This window comes from Nitrospirillum bahiense (genome assembly GCF_007828025.1).
GTDB classification, from domain to species: Bacteria; Pseudomonadota; Alphaproteobacteria; order Azospirillales; family Azospirillaceae; genus Nitrospirillum; species Nitrospirillum amazonense.
The window spans coordinates 14,772-28,241 of the sequence record NZ_VITO01000037.1 but is presented as its reverse complement, the minus strand read 5'-3'; the positions used below and the strand labels follow the sequence as shown (position 1 = coordinate 28,241).

Below are 13,470 nucleotides of genomic sequence, written 5' to 3'. Positions count from 1 at the left end.
ATGACGGGACACTCGAAATCGAACTCTCATACGACAACGACGACGAGGTCACTCTCAAAGCCCGAAGAAGCTGACTTCTTCAACACCCTGCTAGGCACGGCAGACCCCAAATCTCGGAGACGCCATGAACAGTGAAAACAATCCTTTGGTGGACCGCGATCAGCCCGCATGTCCGCAGGGGGACTGGTCAGGTTTCTTTGCGGCGTTTGAGGGAGTGGAGATTCCGGAAGACTTCCTGTCCGCGCAGGAGCGGGGGCAGCGCGCGCACGATCGTGATCCTTTCCAGTGGCTGAATGCTTCGTCAGACCTTCCTATTATGGTGATCGAAGATCGGGCCCAATAGGCGTTTGGCCTCTCGCCTGACCACCGGGTCTCAAGCCCACCTTCAGGAAAACTCGATTTCCCCGGCCCTGGTCCAGCCTCTACGGTTGCTGTCCACCCACCCATTGATGCCACCAGGCGGAGGGACGAGATGAGCGAGACCACCAACCCCGAGGCGCCGGCGCGGCTGCGCGCCTTCATCGGCCGGCTGGACACCCTGGTGGACCAGCGTCTGCCCGAGGGCGCGCTGCTGGACCAGGCGCGGGACGCGCTGGCGGACCTGGTGGCCCAGGACGACTGGCTGCCGGCCGCGTATGCCGAGCCCGACCCGGTGCGCTATCGTCAGTTCCTGCTCTATGCCGATCCCGATGGGCGCTATTCCGTCGTCAGCTTCGTCTGGGGGCCGGGGCAGGAGACGCCGGTGCATGACCACACCGTCTGGGGCCTGGTGGGCATCCTGCGCGGGGCGGAATATTCCCAGCGCTTCGTCGTGGGGTCGCGCGATGAGCTGGTGGCCATCGGTCCCAAGCAGCGCTTGGAGGTAGGGGAGGTGGAGACGCTGTCGCCCCAGGCGGGTGATATCCACCGTGTCACCAACGCCCACCTGGACCGCACCTCCGTCAGCATCCACGTCTATGGCGCCGATATCGGCCAGGTGCGACGCTGGGTCTACCCGGCGGAGGGGCCGCGCAAGCCCTTTATCTCCGGCTACAGCAACGCCGGCGCCACCCCCGCCTTCGCCGTCACCCGCACGCCGTCCCTGGAGCACGCCTGATGTCCGTCGTCCCTCCCGCAGCCGCCACTGTCCCCCCCGCCGACGTCCGCCTCCATCTGATCGCCCGGCGCGAACTGGCCCTGCTGGACGTGCGGGAGGAGGATCCCTACGCCCAGGCCCATCCGCTGTTCGCCGCCAACCTGCCCCTGTCGCGGCTGGAGCTGGAGGTGCTGGACCGCGTGCCCCGGCGCGACACCGCCATCGTCCTGTACGACGCGGGGGAGGGCTTGGCGGAGCGGGCGGCGGTCACGCTGGCGGCCTTGGGTTACACCAACGTCCGCCTGCTGGCCGGCGGCCTGGAAGGCTGGCGCGCCGCCGGCTACGAGATCTTCCGCGACGTGAACGTGCCGTCCAAGGCCTTTGGCGAGCTGGTGGAGACTGAGGCGCACACGCCCTCGCTCAGCGCCCCCCAGGTCAAAGGCCTGCTGGATGAGCAGGCGGACGTGGTGGTGCTGGACAGCCGGCGGTTCGAAGAATACCGCACCATGAGCATCCCCACCGGCACCAGCGTGCCGGGGGCGGAGCTGGTGCTGCGCGCCCGTACCCTGGCGCCCGACCCGAATACCACCATCATCGTCAATTGCGCCGGCCGCACCCGCAGCCTGATCGGCGCCCAGTCGCTGCGCAACGCCGGGGTGCCCAATCCCGTCTACGCCCTGCGCAACGGCACCATAGGCTGGACCCTGGCGGGCTTCACCCTTGAGCATGGGCAGGAACGCCGCTTCGGCGTGGTGGACAGCGCGGCTCAGGAAGCGGCCCGGACAGCAGCCCGCGCCGTGGCCTATCGCGCTGGTGTGCGCCGCCTGCCTTATGCCCAGCTGGAAGCGCTGGAGGAGCCGGGGCGTACCCTCTACCGCCTGGACGTCCGCACGCCGGAGGAGTACCAGGCCGGGCATCTGCCGGGCTTCCGGGGCGCGCCGGGCGGCCAGCTGGTACAGGAGACGGACCATTCCGCCCCGGTGCGCGGCGCCCGCATCGTGCTGTTCGACACCCTGTCGGTGCGCGCGGATATGAGCGCGTCCTGGCTGGCCCAGATGGGGTGGGAGGTGCTGGTGCTGGACGACGTTCCCACGTCCGCCCTGACCGCCACGGGGCCATGGCGGCCCACCCTGCCGTCGGTGCCGGCGGCCGAGGCCATACCGCCGGCCCATCTGGCGCGGCTGCTGGCCGAGGGCGGTATCACCCTGCTGGATGTGGGCCCCAGTCCGGCCTATCGGCAGGGCCATGTCCCGGGCGCCCGCTTCATCATCCGCGCCCGGCTGGCGGCGGACCTGCCGGCGGCGGCGCGTGAGGGCACCATCGTCGTGACCTCCCCCGACGGCACGGCCGCGCGTTTCGCCGCAGCCGACATCCAGGCCCTGACGGGCCGGCCGGCACTGGTGCTGGACGGGGGTACGGCCGCCTGGACGGCCGCCGGCCTGCAGCTGGAAACCGGGGAGGGCGCCTCCCTGTCCGCTCCCGACGATGTCTACCGCCGGCCCTATGAGGGCACCGATAACGCGGTGGAGGCGATGCAGGCCTATCTGGATTGGGAATACGGCCTGGTGGGGCAGTTGCGCCAGGACGGCACCCACGGCTTCTTCGTCATCCCACCCTCGCGCGAGGCCCACGACACCCCTGAATCGCTGTCGCCGCATTTGGCTCATGAAGGGCATGGACGCTGAAGGGGGGCTGGCGCCGCCCTTCAGTCACCCGTCTCAGGCGATCGAGACGACGATCTTGCCCTTGGCGCTGCGGTCGGTGATGGCGGCGTGGGCCTCGGCCGCGCTGTCCAGGGTGTAAGTGCGCGGGTCCAGGCGGGGCAGCAGCTTGCCGGCCTCGACCAGGGTGGTGATCTGCGCCAGGATTTCGCCATGGTGGGCGCGGTCCGCGCCGGTCAGCAGCGGCGCCAGGGTGTAGACGCCGGAATAGGTCGCCCCCTTGAAGGATAAGGGCGCCAGGGCATGGCTGCCCCAACCCAGCGCGCTGACCACATGGCCGAAGCGGGCCACCGCCTGGAAGGACGCGTCCAGCACCGCGCCGCCGTTGGTGTCGTAGACCAGCTCGAAGCCTTTGCCGCCCGTCAGCCGGCCCACGTAATCCGCCACCGTTTCGGTTGCGTAATCGATGGGCGTGGCGTCCAGGCTGCGGACGTATTCGGCGTCCTCCGCACTGGCGGTCGCATAGACCCTGGCCCCCAAGGCGCGACCGATCTGCACCGCCATGTGGCCAACACCGCCGGCGCCGCCCTGGACCAGCAGGGTCTGTCCGGGCCGCATCTTGGCGCGGTCCATCAGCCCTTCCCAGGCCGTGATGGCCACCAGCGGCAGGGCGGCGGCCTCGCGCATCGTCAGGTTGGCGGGCTTCAGCGCCAGCAAATCGGCATCGACCGCAGCGTATTGGGCGAGGGAGCCCTGGAGCCCGCCCACGCCGCCGGTCATGCCGTAAACCTCATCACCTGGACGGAAGGCGGTGACGCCGGGGCCCACCGCCTCGACCACACCGGCCATGTCCAGGCCCAGGATGGCCGGCAGTGGGTGGCGGGCATGGGCGGCGGCGCCGGCGCGGATCTTGGTGTCCAGCGGATTGACCCCGCTGGCCAGGATGCGGACCAGCACCTGGCCTGGTGCCGGCTGGGGGCGGGCGACGTCGGTGATGCGGAAGGCACCGTTCTGCGTCTCGACGACCGCGGCTTTCATGGTGGTTGTCATGGCGTTCTGCTCCGGTTCGGGTGGCGCCCTCATCGGCGCCAACAAACCTTGCGCCCAACCGTAATGCATGGGAACCTTAAGAACCGTACGAAGATCATGCGGTTTTGTTTGGGTGGGGGTATGCGCGTGCTGGAATGGAGTGACCTGCCCATCTTCCTGGCCATCGCGCGGGAAGGTACCTTGGGTGCCGCCGCGCGCAAGCTTGGCCAGACGCAGCCGACCATGGGCCGGCGCCTGCGCGCGCTGGAGGAGGCGGTGGGCGCCGCCCTGTTCCAGCGCACCAGCGACGGCTTCGTCCTGACTGATGAGGGACAGGCCATGCTGGGACCCGCCCTGCGCATGGAGGAGGAGGCGCTGGCCCTGCAGCGCCAGCTGGCCGGCAGTGTCGGCGGGCTGGAGGGCATGTTGCGCGTCTCCTGCTCCGACTGGTTCGGGGTGACGATGCTTTCTCCCGTGCTGGCGGAATTCGCCGGCATGCACCCGGCCGTGGTGGTGGAATTGCTGACCGACCCGCGTCTCTACAGCCTGCCCCGGCGTGAGGCGGACTTGGTCATGCGCATCCGGCCGTTTGACGAGCCGGAGGTCATCGCCCGCAGGCTGGTGACCATTCCCTATGGCCTCTATGCCAAGCCCGGCCTGTGGAACCCGGTGGCGGGCGATGGCGCCGGTTGCCGGCTGGTGTTGATGGACACGGCCTTCGGCGGCATGCCCGACGTGGGCTGGGCCACCCGCCTGCTGCCCAAGGCCGTCGTGGTATCGCGCAGCAACAACCGCGAGGTCCAGGCCCGCCTGTGCGCCTTGGGGGCGGGCCTGGCGGTGCTGCCCCGTCCGCTGGGCGACAGCACGCCTGGTATCGCCTTGGTCGAGCTGGGCGAGGCGCCGCCCAGCCGCGACACCTGGATCGGCTATCACCGCGACCTGCGGCGCCTGCCCCGCCTGCGGGCGCTGTTCGACCTGATCGTCCAGCGCCTGGCCAATTGACGGCCTAAGCCCTGTAAGCGCTCAGGGCAGGGCGCTCCAGCCCTGCCAGCCGATGGAGAGGCCGACCAGGATGATCAGCGTGCCGGAGGCGTAGGGCGCCCGGCGGGCCAGCATGGCGAAGGCGGGCCCCCAGCGGCGGGAAGCATGGCGCACGCCCAGCGCCGCCACGACGCCCGCGCTGACCATGGTCAGGGCCAGGCCGATACTGAAGCACAGCACCAGGGCCACGCCGAGGCTGACTTGCTTCAACTGCAGGCACAGCAACAGCACGGTGATGGCGGCGGGGCAGGGAATCAGCCCGCCCGTCAGGCCGAACAGCACGATTTGGCCCGTGGTCACCGTTCGGTTGGCGAAGCGCCGCTGGATGTCGGCGGCGTGAGCCCGCTCATGCGCATCCTGATAGCCGGTGACGCCCAGGTCGACGCCCCGCGACCTGGGGCCATGCCCGTGGTCATGGTGATGGTGGCCATGGTCGTGATGATGGCCATGGTCATGATCATGATGGTGGTCATGGCCGTGATGATGGGCTTCCTCCTCCCGCTGGGTCCGGCGGGCGCGCCACAGCATCCATAGGGCGACGGCGACGATCAGGGCGGCCGACGCGATCTGGAAGTAGGGCTCCGTCGTCTCGGCATTCCAATTCCGGCCGAAGTGCAGGCCGGCCAGGGCCACTGCCCAGACTACCAGGGTGTGGGACACGGTGGCGGAGAGGCCCAGCAGTACCGCCTGGGAGACGGTGCCTCGGATGGCGATGATGAAGGCCGCCATCATGGTCTTGGAATGCCCGGGTTCCAGTCCATGCAGGGCGCCCAGAAGGATGGCGCTGGGAATGAACAGCCAGGCGTTGCCGGCCCCCTGTTGCAGCAGGTCGGAAAGCGGCGTCATGGGCGGGTGCCGAGGCGATGGGTGTGTGTCATGGTGGCATCAACCTATCCCCCCAGAGGGGATATGGCAAGGCTCCGGTCGGTTCGTCGGGAACACCCGCCCGGCCTGACCGTTGACATCCATACGTCCCGCCGTGCGGCGGGCTGGACATCACCCAGGCGAAGGCCCCGGGCGAAGGCCCCAGGCGAAGGAGTGTGCGATGCGGATCCAGGAAATCATGTCCACCAACGTGAAGCTGGCGACGCCGGACCAGAAGCTGCGCGAGGCCGCGCGGCTGATGTCCGAATGCGACATCGGCGCCATCCCCGTCAGCCAGGGCGATCGCCTGGTCGGCATGATCACTGACCGGGACATCACCATCCGCGGCGTCGCCGAGGGGCGCGGCCCCGACGCCACGGTGGGCGAGGTCATGACCCCGCAGGTGTGCTACTGCTACGAGGATGAGGATGTGGAGCAGGTGTGCCACAACATGGTGAACGTGCAGATGCGCCGCCTGCCCGTGCTGAACCGGGAAAAGCGTCTGGTCGGCATTGTCGCCCTGGGCGATCTGGCGCTGCGCGCCAGCGCCACCGCCGGCCGGGCCTTGAGCGGCATCTCCCAGCGGGACTGACATCATGGATCGCGACCTGGCCGGGCTCGCGGCCAGTGCCGCAGACTGCCGCCGGTGCGACCTTTACCGCGACGCCACCCAGGTGGTGTTCGGCGAAGGGCCGGTGGATGCCCGCCTGGTGCTGGTGGGCGAACAACCCGGCGATCAAGAGGACAAGGCGGGCCGTCCCTTCGTCGGTCCGGCGGGGCGCATATTGGACGAGGCGCTGGCGGCGGCCGGCCTGGAGCGGGACGACCTTTTCGTCACCAACGCCGTCAAGCACTTCAAGCATGAGATGCGCGGCAAGCGCCGCATGCATCAGCGCCCCAACCAGGGGGAGGTGGAGGCCTGCCGCTGGTGGCTGGACCGGGAGGTGGCGCTGGTCCAGCCCACCGTCATCGTCGCCTTGGGCGCCACCGCGGCCCGGTCACTGATGGGCCGAACCGTCGCCCTGGTGCGTGAGGGGGGCAAGCCCCTGGCCTGGGCCGACGGCCGGCCTGGCATCGCGACATACCACCCCTCCGCCGTGCTGCGGGCCTGGGATGACGCGGCCCGCGCCCGCACCTATGACGCCCTGGTGGCCGCCCTGCGGCAGGCGCGGGACATGGCAGGAGACAACGCCAATAAAAATATAATAAAGACGGGAATTTAAGCGGGGCTTGAGCTTATCTATATTTGAAATATCAATAAGCACGAGAAAAAATCCGGAACCACAACAGTGGTGACGGTCTTTAACGGGTATCCAGCGCATGAGCCGCGTTGGATGCTTCGGGGCCGGTGAAGCGGCTTCGAGGCTTAATTTCCGAAGCAGAATGGAGTGATCCTATGGCTTCCAATACGTCGAACCGCGGCTTCGCGTCCATGGACGACGACAAGCAGCGCGAAATCGCCGCCAAGGGCGGCTCCAGCGTTCCGGATGAGAAGCGCAGCTTCTCTCAGGATCATGAGCTGGCCGCAGAGGCCGGCCGCAAGGGTGGTCAAGCCTCCGGCGGCAACTTCGCCCATGATCGGGAACGCGCCTCCGAGGCGGGCCGCAAGGGCGGCCAGCACTAAGGCGCCGGCATGGCCTGGGCGACGGTGGCGCCGCCGTCGCCCAGGGCAATTTTCCCGGTATGTTTCGGAGTGTCATGAGAAAGGGGGCTGGGCCTGCGGGCCCGGTCCCCAGCCTTATGGAAAAGGCATTCCGGGCGCGTGGCGTGATGGCGCGTGGCGTGATTTCGTAAAGAATGAAATATATAATTCAACTATAAGCGAAGCTTTGGCTTGACTATACTTGGAGCAGTCGCATTTTTTAAACATTTTTTAAATAAAAATCGGAACTCGGAAGGATGTCCTTTCTTATATGCGGGCGCCGTGAAGAAGAATCGTTCGGACGATAGGGCAGGACCGGGCGCGGCGCATCGCTGACATAAGAGAGGATGTCATGACCAAGGACAGCAACACCCGCGGCCGCGGCTTCGCTTCCATGGATGAGGGCAAGCAGCGGGATATCGCCAGCAAGGGTGGCTCCAGCGTACCGAGTGAAAAGCGCAGTTTTTCGCAGGATTCCGGATTAGCCGCGGCTGCCGGTCGCAAAGGGGGGCGGAACGTTCCTGACGAGAGGCGCAGCTTTTCCCAAAACCGCGGCTTGGCGGCCGAAGCGGGCCGCAAGGGCGGCCAGGCTTCCGGCGGAAACTTCGCCAACGATCCCGCACGCGCGGCCGAGGCGGGGCGCAAGGGTGGCGCCAGCCACGCCCATCGCTGACGGAAGCTGAGCGGCGGATGGATATCGGCCACGCCAGCGGATCTGCCGTCGGCGTGGCCGACCGTCCTTTTGGAACCCCGCGCCCCACCGCGCGGTTCACTTTTCCCGAGCCGATTGGCCGAACGGTAGGAGCATATCCATGGACGATGCCATCCCCCCACAGCAGCAGAACCACCAGCCTGGCCATGAGCGTGAGATGACGCCCGCCCCGGATCATGCCCCGCGCTTTCCCGGCGCCGGCCGGCTGGCGGACAAGGTGGCGCTCATCACCGGCGGTGACAGCGGCATTGGACGCGCCGTGGCCGTCCTCATGGCCCGCGAGGGGGCCGACGTTGCCATCGTCTACCTGGATGAGCATGAAGATGCGGCCGACACCGTGACACTGATCGAGGCCGAGGGCAGGCGCGGCTTGGCCATCGCCGGCGACGTGGGATCAGAATCCTTCTGCAAGGAGGCAGTGGACAAGGTGGTGGCCACCTTCGGCAAGCTGGATGTTCTGGTCAACAACGCCGCCGAGCAGCACACCACCGAGGGCCTGGGCGACCTGACAGCGGAGCAGCTGGAGCGCACCTTCCGCACCAATGTCTTCGGTTACTTCTTCATGTCCAAGATGGCGCTGCAGCACATGCAGCGTGGCGGCGCCATCGTCAACACCACCTCCGTCACCGCCTACAAGGGCAGCCCGCACCTGCTGGACTATTCGGCCACCCGCGGCGCCGTCCTGGCCTTCACCCGATCCCTGTCGCAGTTGCTGGTCGAGGCGGGCATCCGTGTCAACGCCGTCGCGCCCGGCCCCATCTGGACGCCCCTGATCCCGGCCTCCTACGACGCGGGCAAGGTGGCGGAGCATGGCAAGAACACGCCCATGGGCCGTCCCGGCCAGCCGAACGAGGTCGCCTCCTGCCACGTCTTCCTGGCCAGCGACGAGGCCTCCTACATGACGGGGCAGGTCATGCACCCCAACGGCGGCACGATCGTGAACTCCTGAACCAGGGAGGGGGATCATGCCGGGAAACGGATTGATCGCCCTCGCTTAATCCCAGAAAGCGGGTGGCCGGCATGGATGAGGTATGGCACGCGCTGGCGATGGCATTCGCCATGGGCTGGCAGATGCTGTGGGCGCTGATCCTCGGCTTCTTCCTGTCCGGCGCCATCCAGGCCGTGGTGTCGCATCGGGAGATGGGCCGGCTGCTGCCCGACGATGGCGCCCGCAGCATCGTCATCGCCACCGGCCTGGGCGCCGCCTCGTCCTCCTGCTCCTATGCCGCCGTCGCCGTGGCTCGGACCATTTTCCGCAAGGGCGGCGACTTCACCGCCGCCATGGCCTTTCAATTCGCCTCCACCAACCTCGTGCTGGAACTGGGCATCATCCTGGCGGTGCTGATGGGCTGGCGGTTCACCGCGGCGGAGTTCGTCGGTGGCCCCCTGATGATCCTGATACTGGTCGTGCTGTTCCGCCTGTTTCTTTCCCGCCGCCTGGTGCAGGCCGCCAAGGCGCAGGCCGAGAAGGGCGTGGCCGGCCGCATGGAGGGGCATGCGTCCATGGACATGGCGGTGACGGAAGGCGGGGGCGTCTGGCGCCGGCTGATCTCCGCCCCGGGGTTCACGGCCACCAGCCACTACTTCGTCATGGACTGGGCATCGCTTTGGCCGGACATCGTCATCGGCCTGCTCATCGCCGGCGCCCTGGGCGCCTGGGTGCCGAAATCCTTCTGGGAAGGCTTTTTCCTGGCCGGCCACCCGCTGCTGGCCAAATTTGTCGGGCCCTTGATCGGCCCCCTTGTCGCCATCATCGCCTTCGTCTGTTCCGTGGGCAACGTGCCGCTGGCGGCCGTGCTGTGGAACGCCGGTGCCAGCTTTGGCGGCGTGATCGCCTTCATTTTCGCCGACCTCATCGTGCTGCCCATCCTGGACATCTACCGCCGCTATTACGGGCTGAAAATGGCGGCCTTCCTGCTGGTCACCTTCTACGTCGCCATGGTGTGCTCGGCCCTGGCTGTGGAGTTCCTGTTCCAGGCGCTGGACCTGGTGCCGCGGCAGCGGGCGGCCCAGGTTGCCGACACCGGCATCAGCTGGAATTACACCACCGTCCTGAACATCGTCTTTCTAGGGCTGGCGGCGGTCCTGGTCTGGCGCTTCATGCGCACGGGCGGGCCGGGGATGATCCGCGCCATGGATGGCCCCTCGCGGCACGCCCACCCTGGTGCCCGAGCCACGCATCCACCAGGTGGATGAGGACGCAGGGCACATCCCAGGGGGGCCGGCCAGCGCCCCGGCCATCTCACCGCCGCCCCGATTGCCCCAGTTCTCACGGCTTATGGGTGCAGTCTTCCTGCCCACCCTCCGGTCCGAGGGCCCGCTGCAGCATCACGGTGTCGGTCCATTTGCCGAAGCGGAAGGCCACCGCCGCCAGATAGCCGACCTGGCGGAAGCCGCAGGCCTCATGCAATCGCAAGGAAGCGGCGTTGGAGCTGTCGACATAACCGATCATCTGGCGGAAGCCGGCGGCGGCGCATTCCTGGATCAGGGCGGGCAGCAGCGCCCGGCCGATGCCGCGATGCAGGCGGTCGGGATGAATGTAAATCGAATGCTTGACCGTGAACCGGTAGGCGGGGCGCTTGCGGAACAGCACGGCGTAGGCGTAGCCGACCACGACGCCATCGATGGTGGCGACCAGGTGGGGCAGCTTGTGCTTGCGCATGTTCTTGCGCCGCGCCTTCAGGTCCTCGATGTCGAACGGTGTCGGCACGAAGGTGCCGAGGTTGCCGACGCCATGCCCGATGTGATGCCGGTAGATGTCGAGCATGGCCGGCACATCCTCGTCATTCGAGTGGCGCAGCACGATGGGCGACGGCAGCGTCCCCGACACGGGCGAGGCCAGGTCCTGGCTGACGCCAGGATCCTGGTTCATGCCGGGAACAGGCATGGAAGAGTCGGTCATGGCGGACATTCCGGCACGCTCACTCCTGCATCACATAGGTATAGAACCGCATCGAGCCATCGGGCTCGATCTTGCGGTAGAGACCCTGCACCTCGTTCTCGAAGCCGGGGAACAGGTTGGCGCTCTGCTCGAACATCTTGAGATAGTCCAGCATGGGCTTGGCCCGCGCGTCCAGGCGCTCGCCCGGGACGATGGTGGCGATGCCCGGCGGATAGACCAGGAACAGGGTGGTGGCGATGCGGCCGTCGATCTCGCTCAGGGGCAGGTAGTCGACCTTGTTGCGCACCAGGCTGCGGGCCGCCTCATGGGGCGGCACCACCATTTCCGGCAGGTGCTCGGGCGCGAACTGCTTCTGCTGCAGCGCGCTGACGTTGATGTCGCGATAGAAGGCGTGCATCTGGGCGCACAGGTCGCGCAGGCGCACGCCCCGGTACCGCTGCGGCCAGCGGGTGACGAAGCGGGGCATGACGTCGTCCAGCAGGGCGTTGTCGTCATGCAGGCGCTTGAACGCCGCGAGCGCGCTCAGCAGGGTGCCGGCCTTGCTGGACTCCACGCCGGGCGTCAGCAGGAACAGCAGGGAGTTGAGGTCGTTCTTCTCCGGCACGACGCGGTTCTCGCGCAGGTATTGGGCCACCACCGGGGCCGGTATGCCATGGTCGCTGTATGTGCCTGTCCGCCGGTCGAACCCCGGGGTCAGGATGATCAGCTTGTTGGGGTCGGTCATGGCCAGCCCCTCGGTCACATGGCTGAAGCCGTGCCAGGTCTCGCCGGGCGAGAAGGACCAGTACCGGGCGTTGGTGGCCAGTTCGTCGGTGCTCAGGCTTTCCCAGGGCACTTCGTGAGCCGTTTCCCCGGGGCCGGAGCCCGGGGGCGAGACGACGTCGGGAATGAAGGGCTCGAAGAACCAGCGGCGGGCCGGATCGGTTTCCTTCTGTTCGTACTCGCGGCGCAGGGCGCGCAGTTTCTTGCGCAGTTCGATGCCCAGCCGGACGGTGTCATCCCAGAGGATGGTGCCGGACCGCCCCTTCATCATCTGCGCCCCCACGTCCAGCGAGGCGAACAGGGGATAGAAGGGGGAGGTGGAGGCGTGCTGCAGGAAGCTTTCGTTGAAGCGGCGATGCTCCACCCGGCGCTTCTGGCCCTTGATGTGCCGGTCGCGGACATGGATCTGCGAGGCTTGGGAGAAGCTGGCCAGCTGCTTGTGTGTCGACTGCGTGGCGATGATGCCGGGCGCGTCCTCGCCCAAATCCTTCAGCCCCATGGCGAAGCGGCCGGCATAGAGGGGGTGGAACTTCATGAAGCCGGCCCAGGCCTCATCGAACAGGATGTATTCGCAGAGATGGCCGATCCGGTTCAGGATCATCTCCGCACTGTAGATGGTGCCGTCGTAGGTGCATTGCTCGATGACCGCGACGCGGAAAGGGCGGGGCTTTTTCCACGCCTCGGGATCGCTCACGTGCGGGTTCAGCCGGATCTTCTCCCGGATGGCCGCTTCGTCCAGCGCCTGGCTCTGGATGGGTCCGATCATGCCGTAGCAGTTGCGGTCGGTTTCCAAATAGATCGGAATGCCGCCGCTGATCAGCAGGGCGCCGTGGTGGGCGGCCTTGTGGTTGTTGCGGTCGAACAGGACCAGGTCGCCCTCCGCCACCAGCGCGCCCAGCACCACCTTGTTGGAGGAGGAGGTGCCGTTCAGCACGAAATAGGTCTTCTCCGCCCCGAAGATGGCGGCCGCCTCCTTCTGGGCCTTGAGGGCCGGGCCCTCGTGCGTCAGCAGGTCGCCCAGCTCGATGACCGAATTGTCGAGGTCGTCGCGGAACACCGCCTCGCCCAGATGCTCCACGAAAATTTGCCCGATGGGGCTGCGGCTATAGAAGATGCCGCCGTTGTGTCCGGGGCAGGTCCACAGCTGGTTGCCTTCCTCGGCATAATCCACCAAGGCGCCGAAGAAGGGTGTCTTCAGCGTGTCGGCATATTTCTTGAGGCGGCTGATCAGGTTGCGGGCGATGAACTCCGGCGTTTCTTCCGACAGGAAGATGTAGCCGTCGATGAAGTCCAGCACCTCAACCGGGATGTCCTCCAGGCGCTTGCGACGGACCAGGATGACGATGGGCATGTCCAGGCCGCGGCGGCGCATCAGGTTGATCAGGGCCGCCGTCTTGCCCTCCAGCCCACGCTTGCCCCAGTCCACCACCATGCAGCCGATGGCGGCATCGGTCTGGACGGCGATTTCCGCGTCCTCGACCCGCCGCGCCTTGACCACCTCAATGCCGTCATCCTCGATGGCCGCGATGATTTTCTGAAGCCGCATGCCTTCCAGGTCATCGGCGTCGAAGCCGGGGGCGCAAAGAAGAACAGTGAAACGCTTAAAGAAATCCATTGCCAAGCCATCCTTTGTTCAAAGCGCGCTGTCGGATCATTTAATGACAATTACGTGACGGTCCCGCCCCCTACCTTTGGACCGTGCCGCAGTATTATCTTAAGCCACAGCGTTTCGCTTAATACAAACGCTACCGCATGGTGACCGGGATCAAAACCATCCACTCT

At 67.0% G+C, this 13,470-nt stretch carries 14 protein-coding genes; 10 read left to right on the top strand and 4 right to left on the bottom strand.

Annotation, left to right across the window (positions count from 1 at the left end):
* Positions 1-124 precede the first annotated feature (124 nt).
* From FBZ88_RS29685 to FBZ88_RS29675, 3 genes are all read left to right on the top strand, one after another.
* Positions 125-343: a hypothetical protein gene (locus FBZ88_RS29685; protein ID WP_145620594.1), complete on the top strand. Its 219-nt coding sequence runs from the start codon at positions 125-127 to the stop codon at positions 341-343.
* A 129-nt stretch (positions 344-472) separates the two neighbouring features.
* On the top strand, positions 473-1,096 hold the full coding sequence (locus FBZ88_RS29680) for a cysteine dioxygenase family protein (protein ID WP_145620593.1): 624 nt from the start codon (positions 473-475) through the stop codon (positions 1,094-1,096).
* On the top strand, positions 1,096-2,760 hold the full coding sequence (locus FBZ88_RS29675; RefSeq protein ID WP_145620591.1) for a rhodanese-like domain-containing protein: 1,665 nt from the start codon (positions 1,096-1,098) through the stop codon (positions 2,758-2,760). The genes FBZ88_RS29680 and FBZ88_RS29675 overlap by 1 nt, the downstream gene beginning before the upstream one ends.
* Positions 2,761-2,793: 33 nt before the next feature.
* On the opposite strand, the gene FBZ88_RS29670 is transcribed toward FBZ88_RS29675, so the two are convergent.
* Positions 2,794-3,774: a zinc-dependent alcohol dehydrogenase family protein gene (locus FBZ88_RS29670; protein ID WP_246138912.1), complete on the bottom strand. Its 981-nt coding sequence runs from the start codon at positions 3,772-3,774 to the stop codon at positions 2,794-2,796.
* Positions 3,775-3,906: 132 nt separating this feature from the next.
* Here FBZ88_RS29670 and FBZ88_RS29665 point away from each other — a divergent pair, with 132 nt between their 5' ends.
* Positions 3,907-4,767, top strand: coding sequence for a LysR family transcriptional regulator (locus FBZ88_RS29665; protein WP_145620589.1), 861 nt, complete (start codon positions 3,907-3,909; stop codon positions 4,765-4,767).
* 21 nt (positions 4,768-4,788) lie between these two features.
* Here the strand turns inward: FBZ88_RS29665 and FBZ88_RS29660 are convergent, their stop codons facing one another.
* The gene (locus tag FBZ88_RS29660; RefSeq protein ID WP_145620588.1) at positions 4,789-5,652 is read right to left on the bottom strand and encodes a nickel/cobalt efflux transporter; all 864 of its coding nucleotides are present in this window, start codon (positions 5,650-5,652) and stop codon (positions 4,789-4,791) included.
* Between the two features lie 199 nt (positions 5,653-5,851).
* Here FBZ88_RS29660 and FBZ88_RS29655 point away from each other — a divergent pair, with 199 nt between their 5' ends.
* From FBZ88_RS29655 to FBZ88_RS29630, 6 genes are all read left to right on the top strand, one after another.
* On the top strand, positions 5,852-6,262 hold the full coding sequence (locus tag FBZ88_RS29655) for a CBS domain-containing protein (protein WP_145620587.1): 411 nt from the start codon (positions 5,852-5,854) through the stop codon (positions 6,260-6,262).
* 4 nt (positions 6,263-6,266) lie between these two features.
* Entirely contained in the window at positions 6,267-6,893 is a 627-nt protein-coding gene (locus tag FBZ88_RS29650) for a UdgX family uracil-DNA binding protein (protein ID WP_145620585.1), read from the top strand.
* Between the two features lie 173 nt (positions 6,894-7,066).
* Positions 7,067-7,294 (top strand): con-10 family general stress protein, encoded by a 228-nt coding sequence (locus FBZ88_RS29645; protein WP_040845803.1) that lies wholly within the window; start codon positions 7,067-7,069, stop codon positions 7,292-7,294.
* A gap of 370 nt (positions 7,295-7,664) precedes the next feature.
* Positions 7,665-7,985 (top strand): con-10 family general stress protein, encoded by a 321-nt coding sequence (locus tag FBZ88_RS29640; protein WP_145620584.1) that lies wholly within the window; start codon positions 7,665-7,667, stop codon positions 7,983-7,985.
* A gap of 139 nt (positions 7,986-8,124) precedes the next feature.
* Positions 8,125-8,973 carry an SDR family oxidoreductase gene (locus FBZ88_RS29635; protein WP_145620583.1) on the top strand — a complete coding sequence of 283 codons (849 nt, stop codon included), beginning with the start codon at positions 8,125-8,127 and terminating at the stop codon, positions 8,971-8,973.
* Between the two features lie 71 nt (positions 8,974-9,044).
* Complete coding sequence (locus FBZ88_RS29630) at positions 9,045-10,220, top strand: permease (RefSeq protein WP_145620582.1); 1,176 nt, start codon at positions 9,045-9,047, stop codon at positions 10,218-10,220.
* A gap of 73 nt (positions 10,221-10,293) precedes the next feature.
* Here the strand turns inward: FBZ88_RS29630 and FBZ88_RS29625 are convergent, their stop codons facing one another.
* Both FBZ88_RS29625 and FBZ88_RS29620 read right to left on the bottom strand, forming a co-directional pair.
* Complete coding sequence (locus FBZ88_RS29625; RefSeq protein ID WP_186464662.1) at positions 10,294-10,926, bottom strand: GNAT family N-acetyltransferase; 633 nt, start codon at positions 10,924-10,926, stop codon at positions 10,294-10,296.
* Between the two features lie 19 nt (positions 10,927-10,945).
* The gene (locus tag FBZ88_RS29620; RefSeq protein ID WP_145620581.1) at positions 10,946-13,303 is read right to left on the bottom strand and encodes an Orn/Lys/Arg family decarboxylase; all 2,358 of its coding nucleotides are present in this window, start codon (positions 13,301-13,303) and stop codon (positions 10,946-10,948) included.
* Positions 13,304-13,470 lie beyond the last annotated feature (167 nt).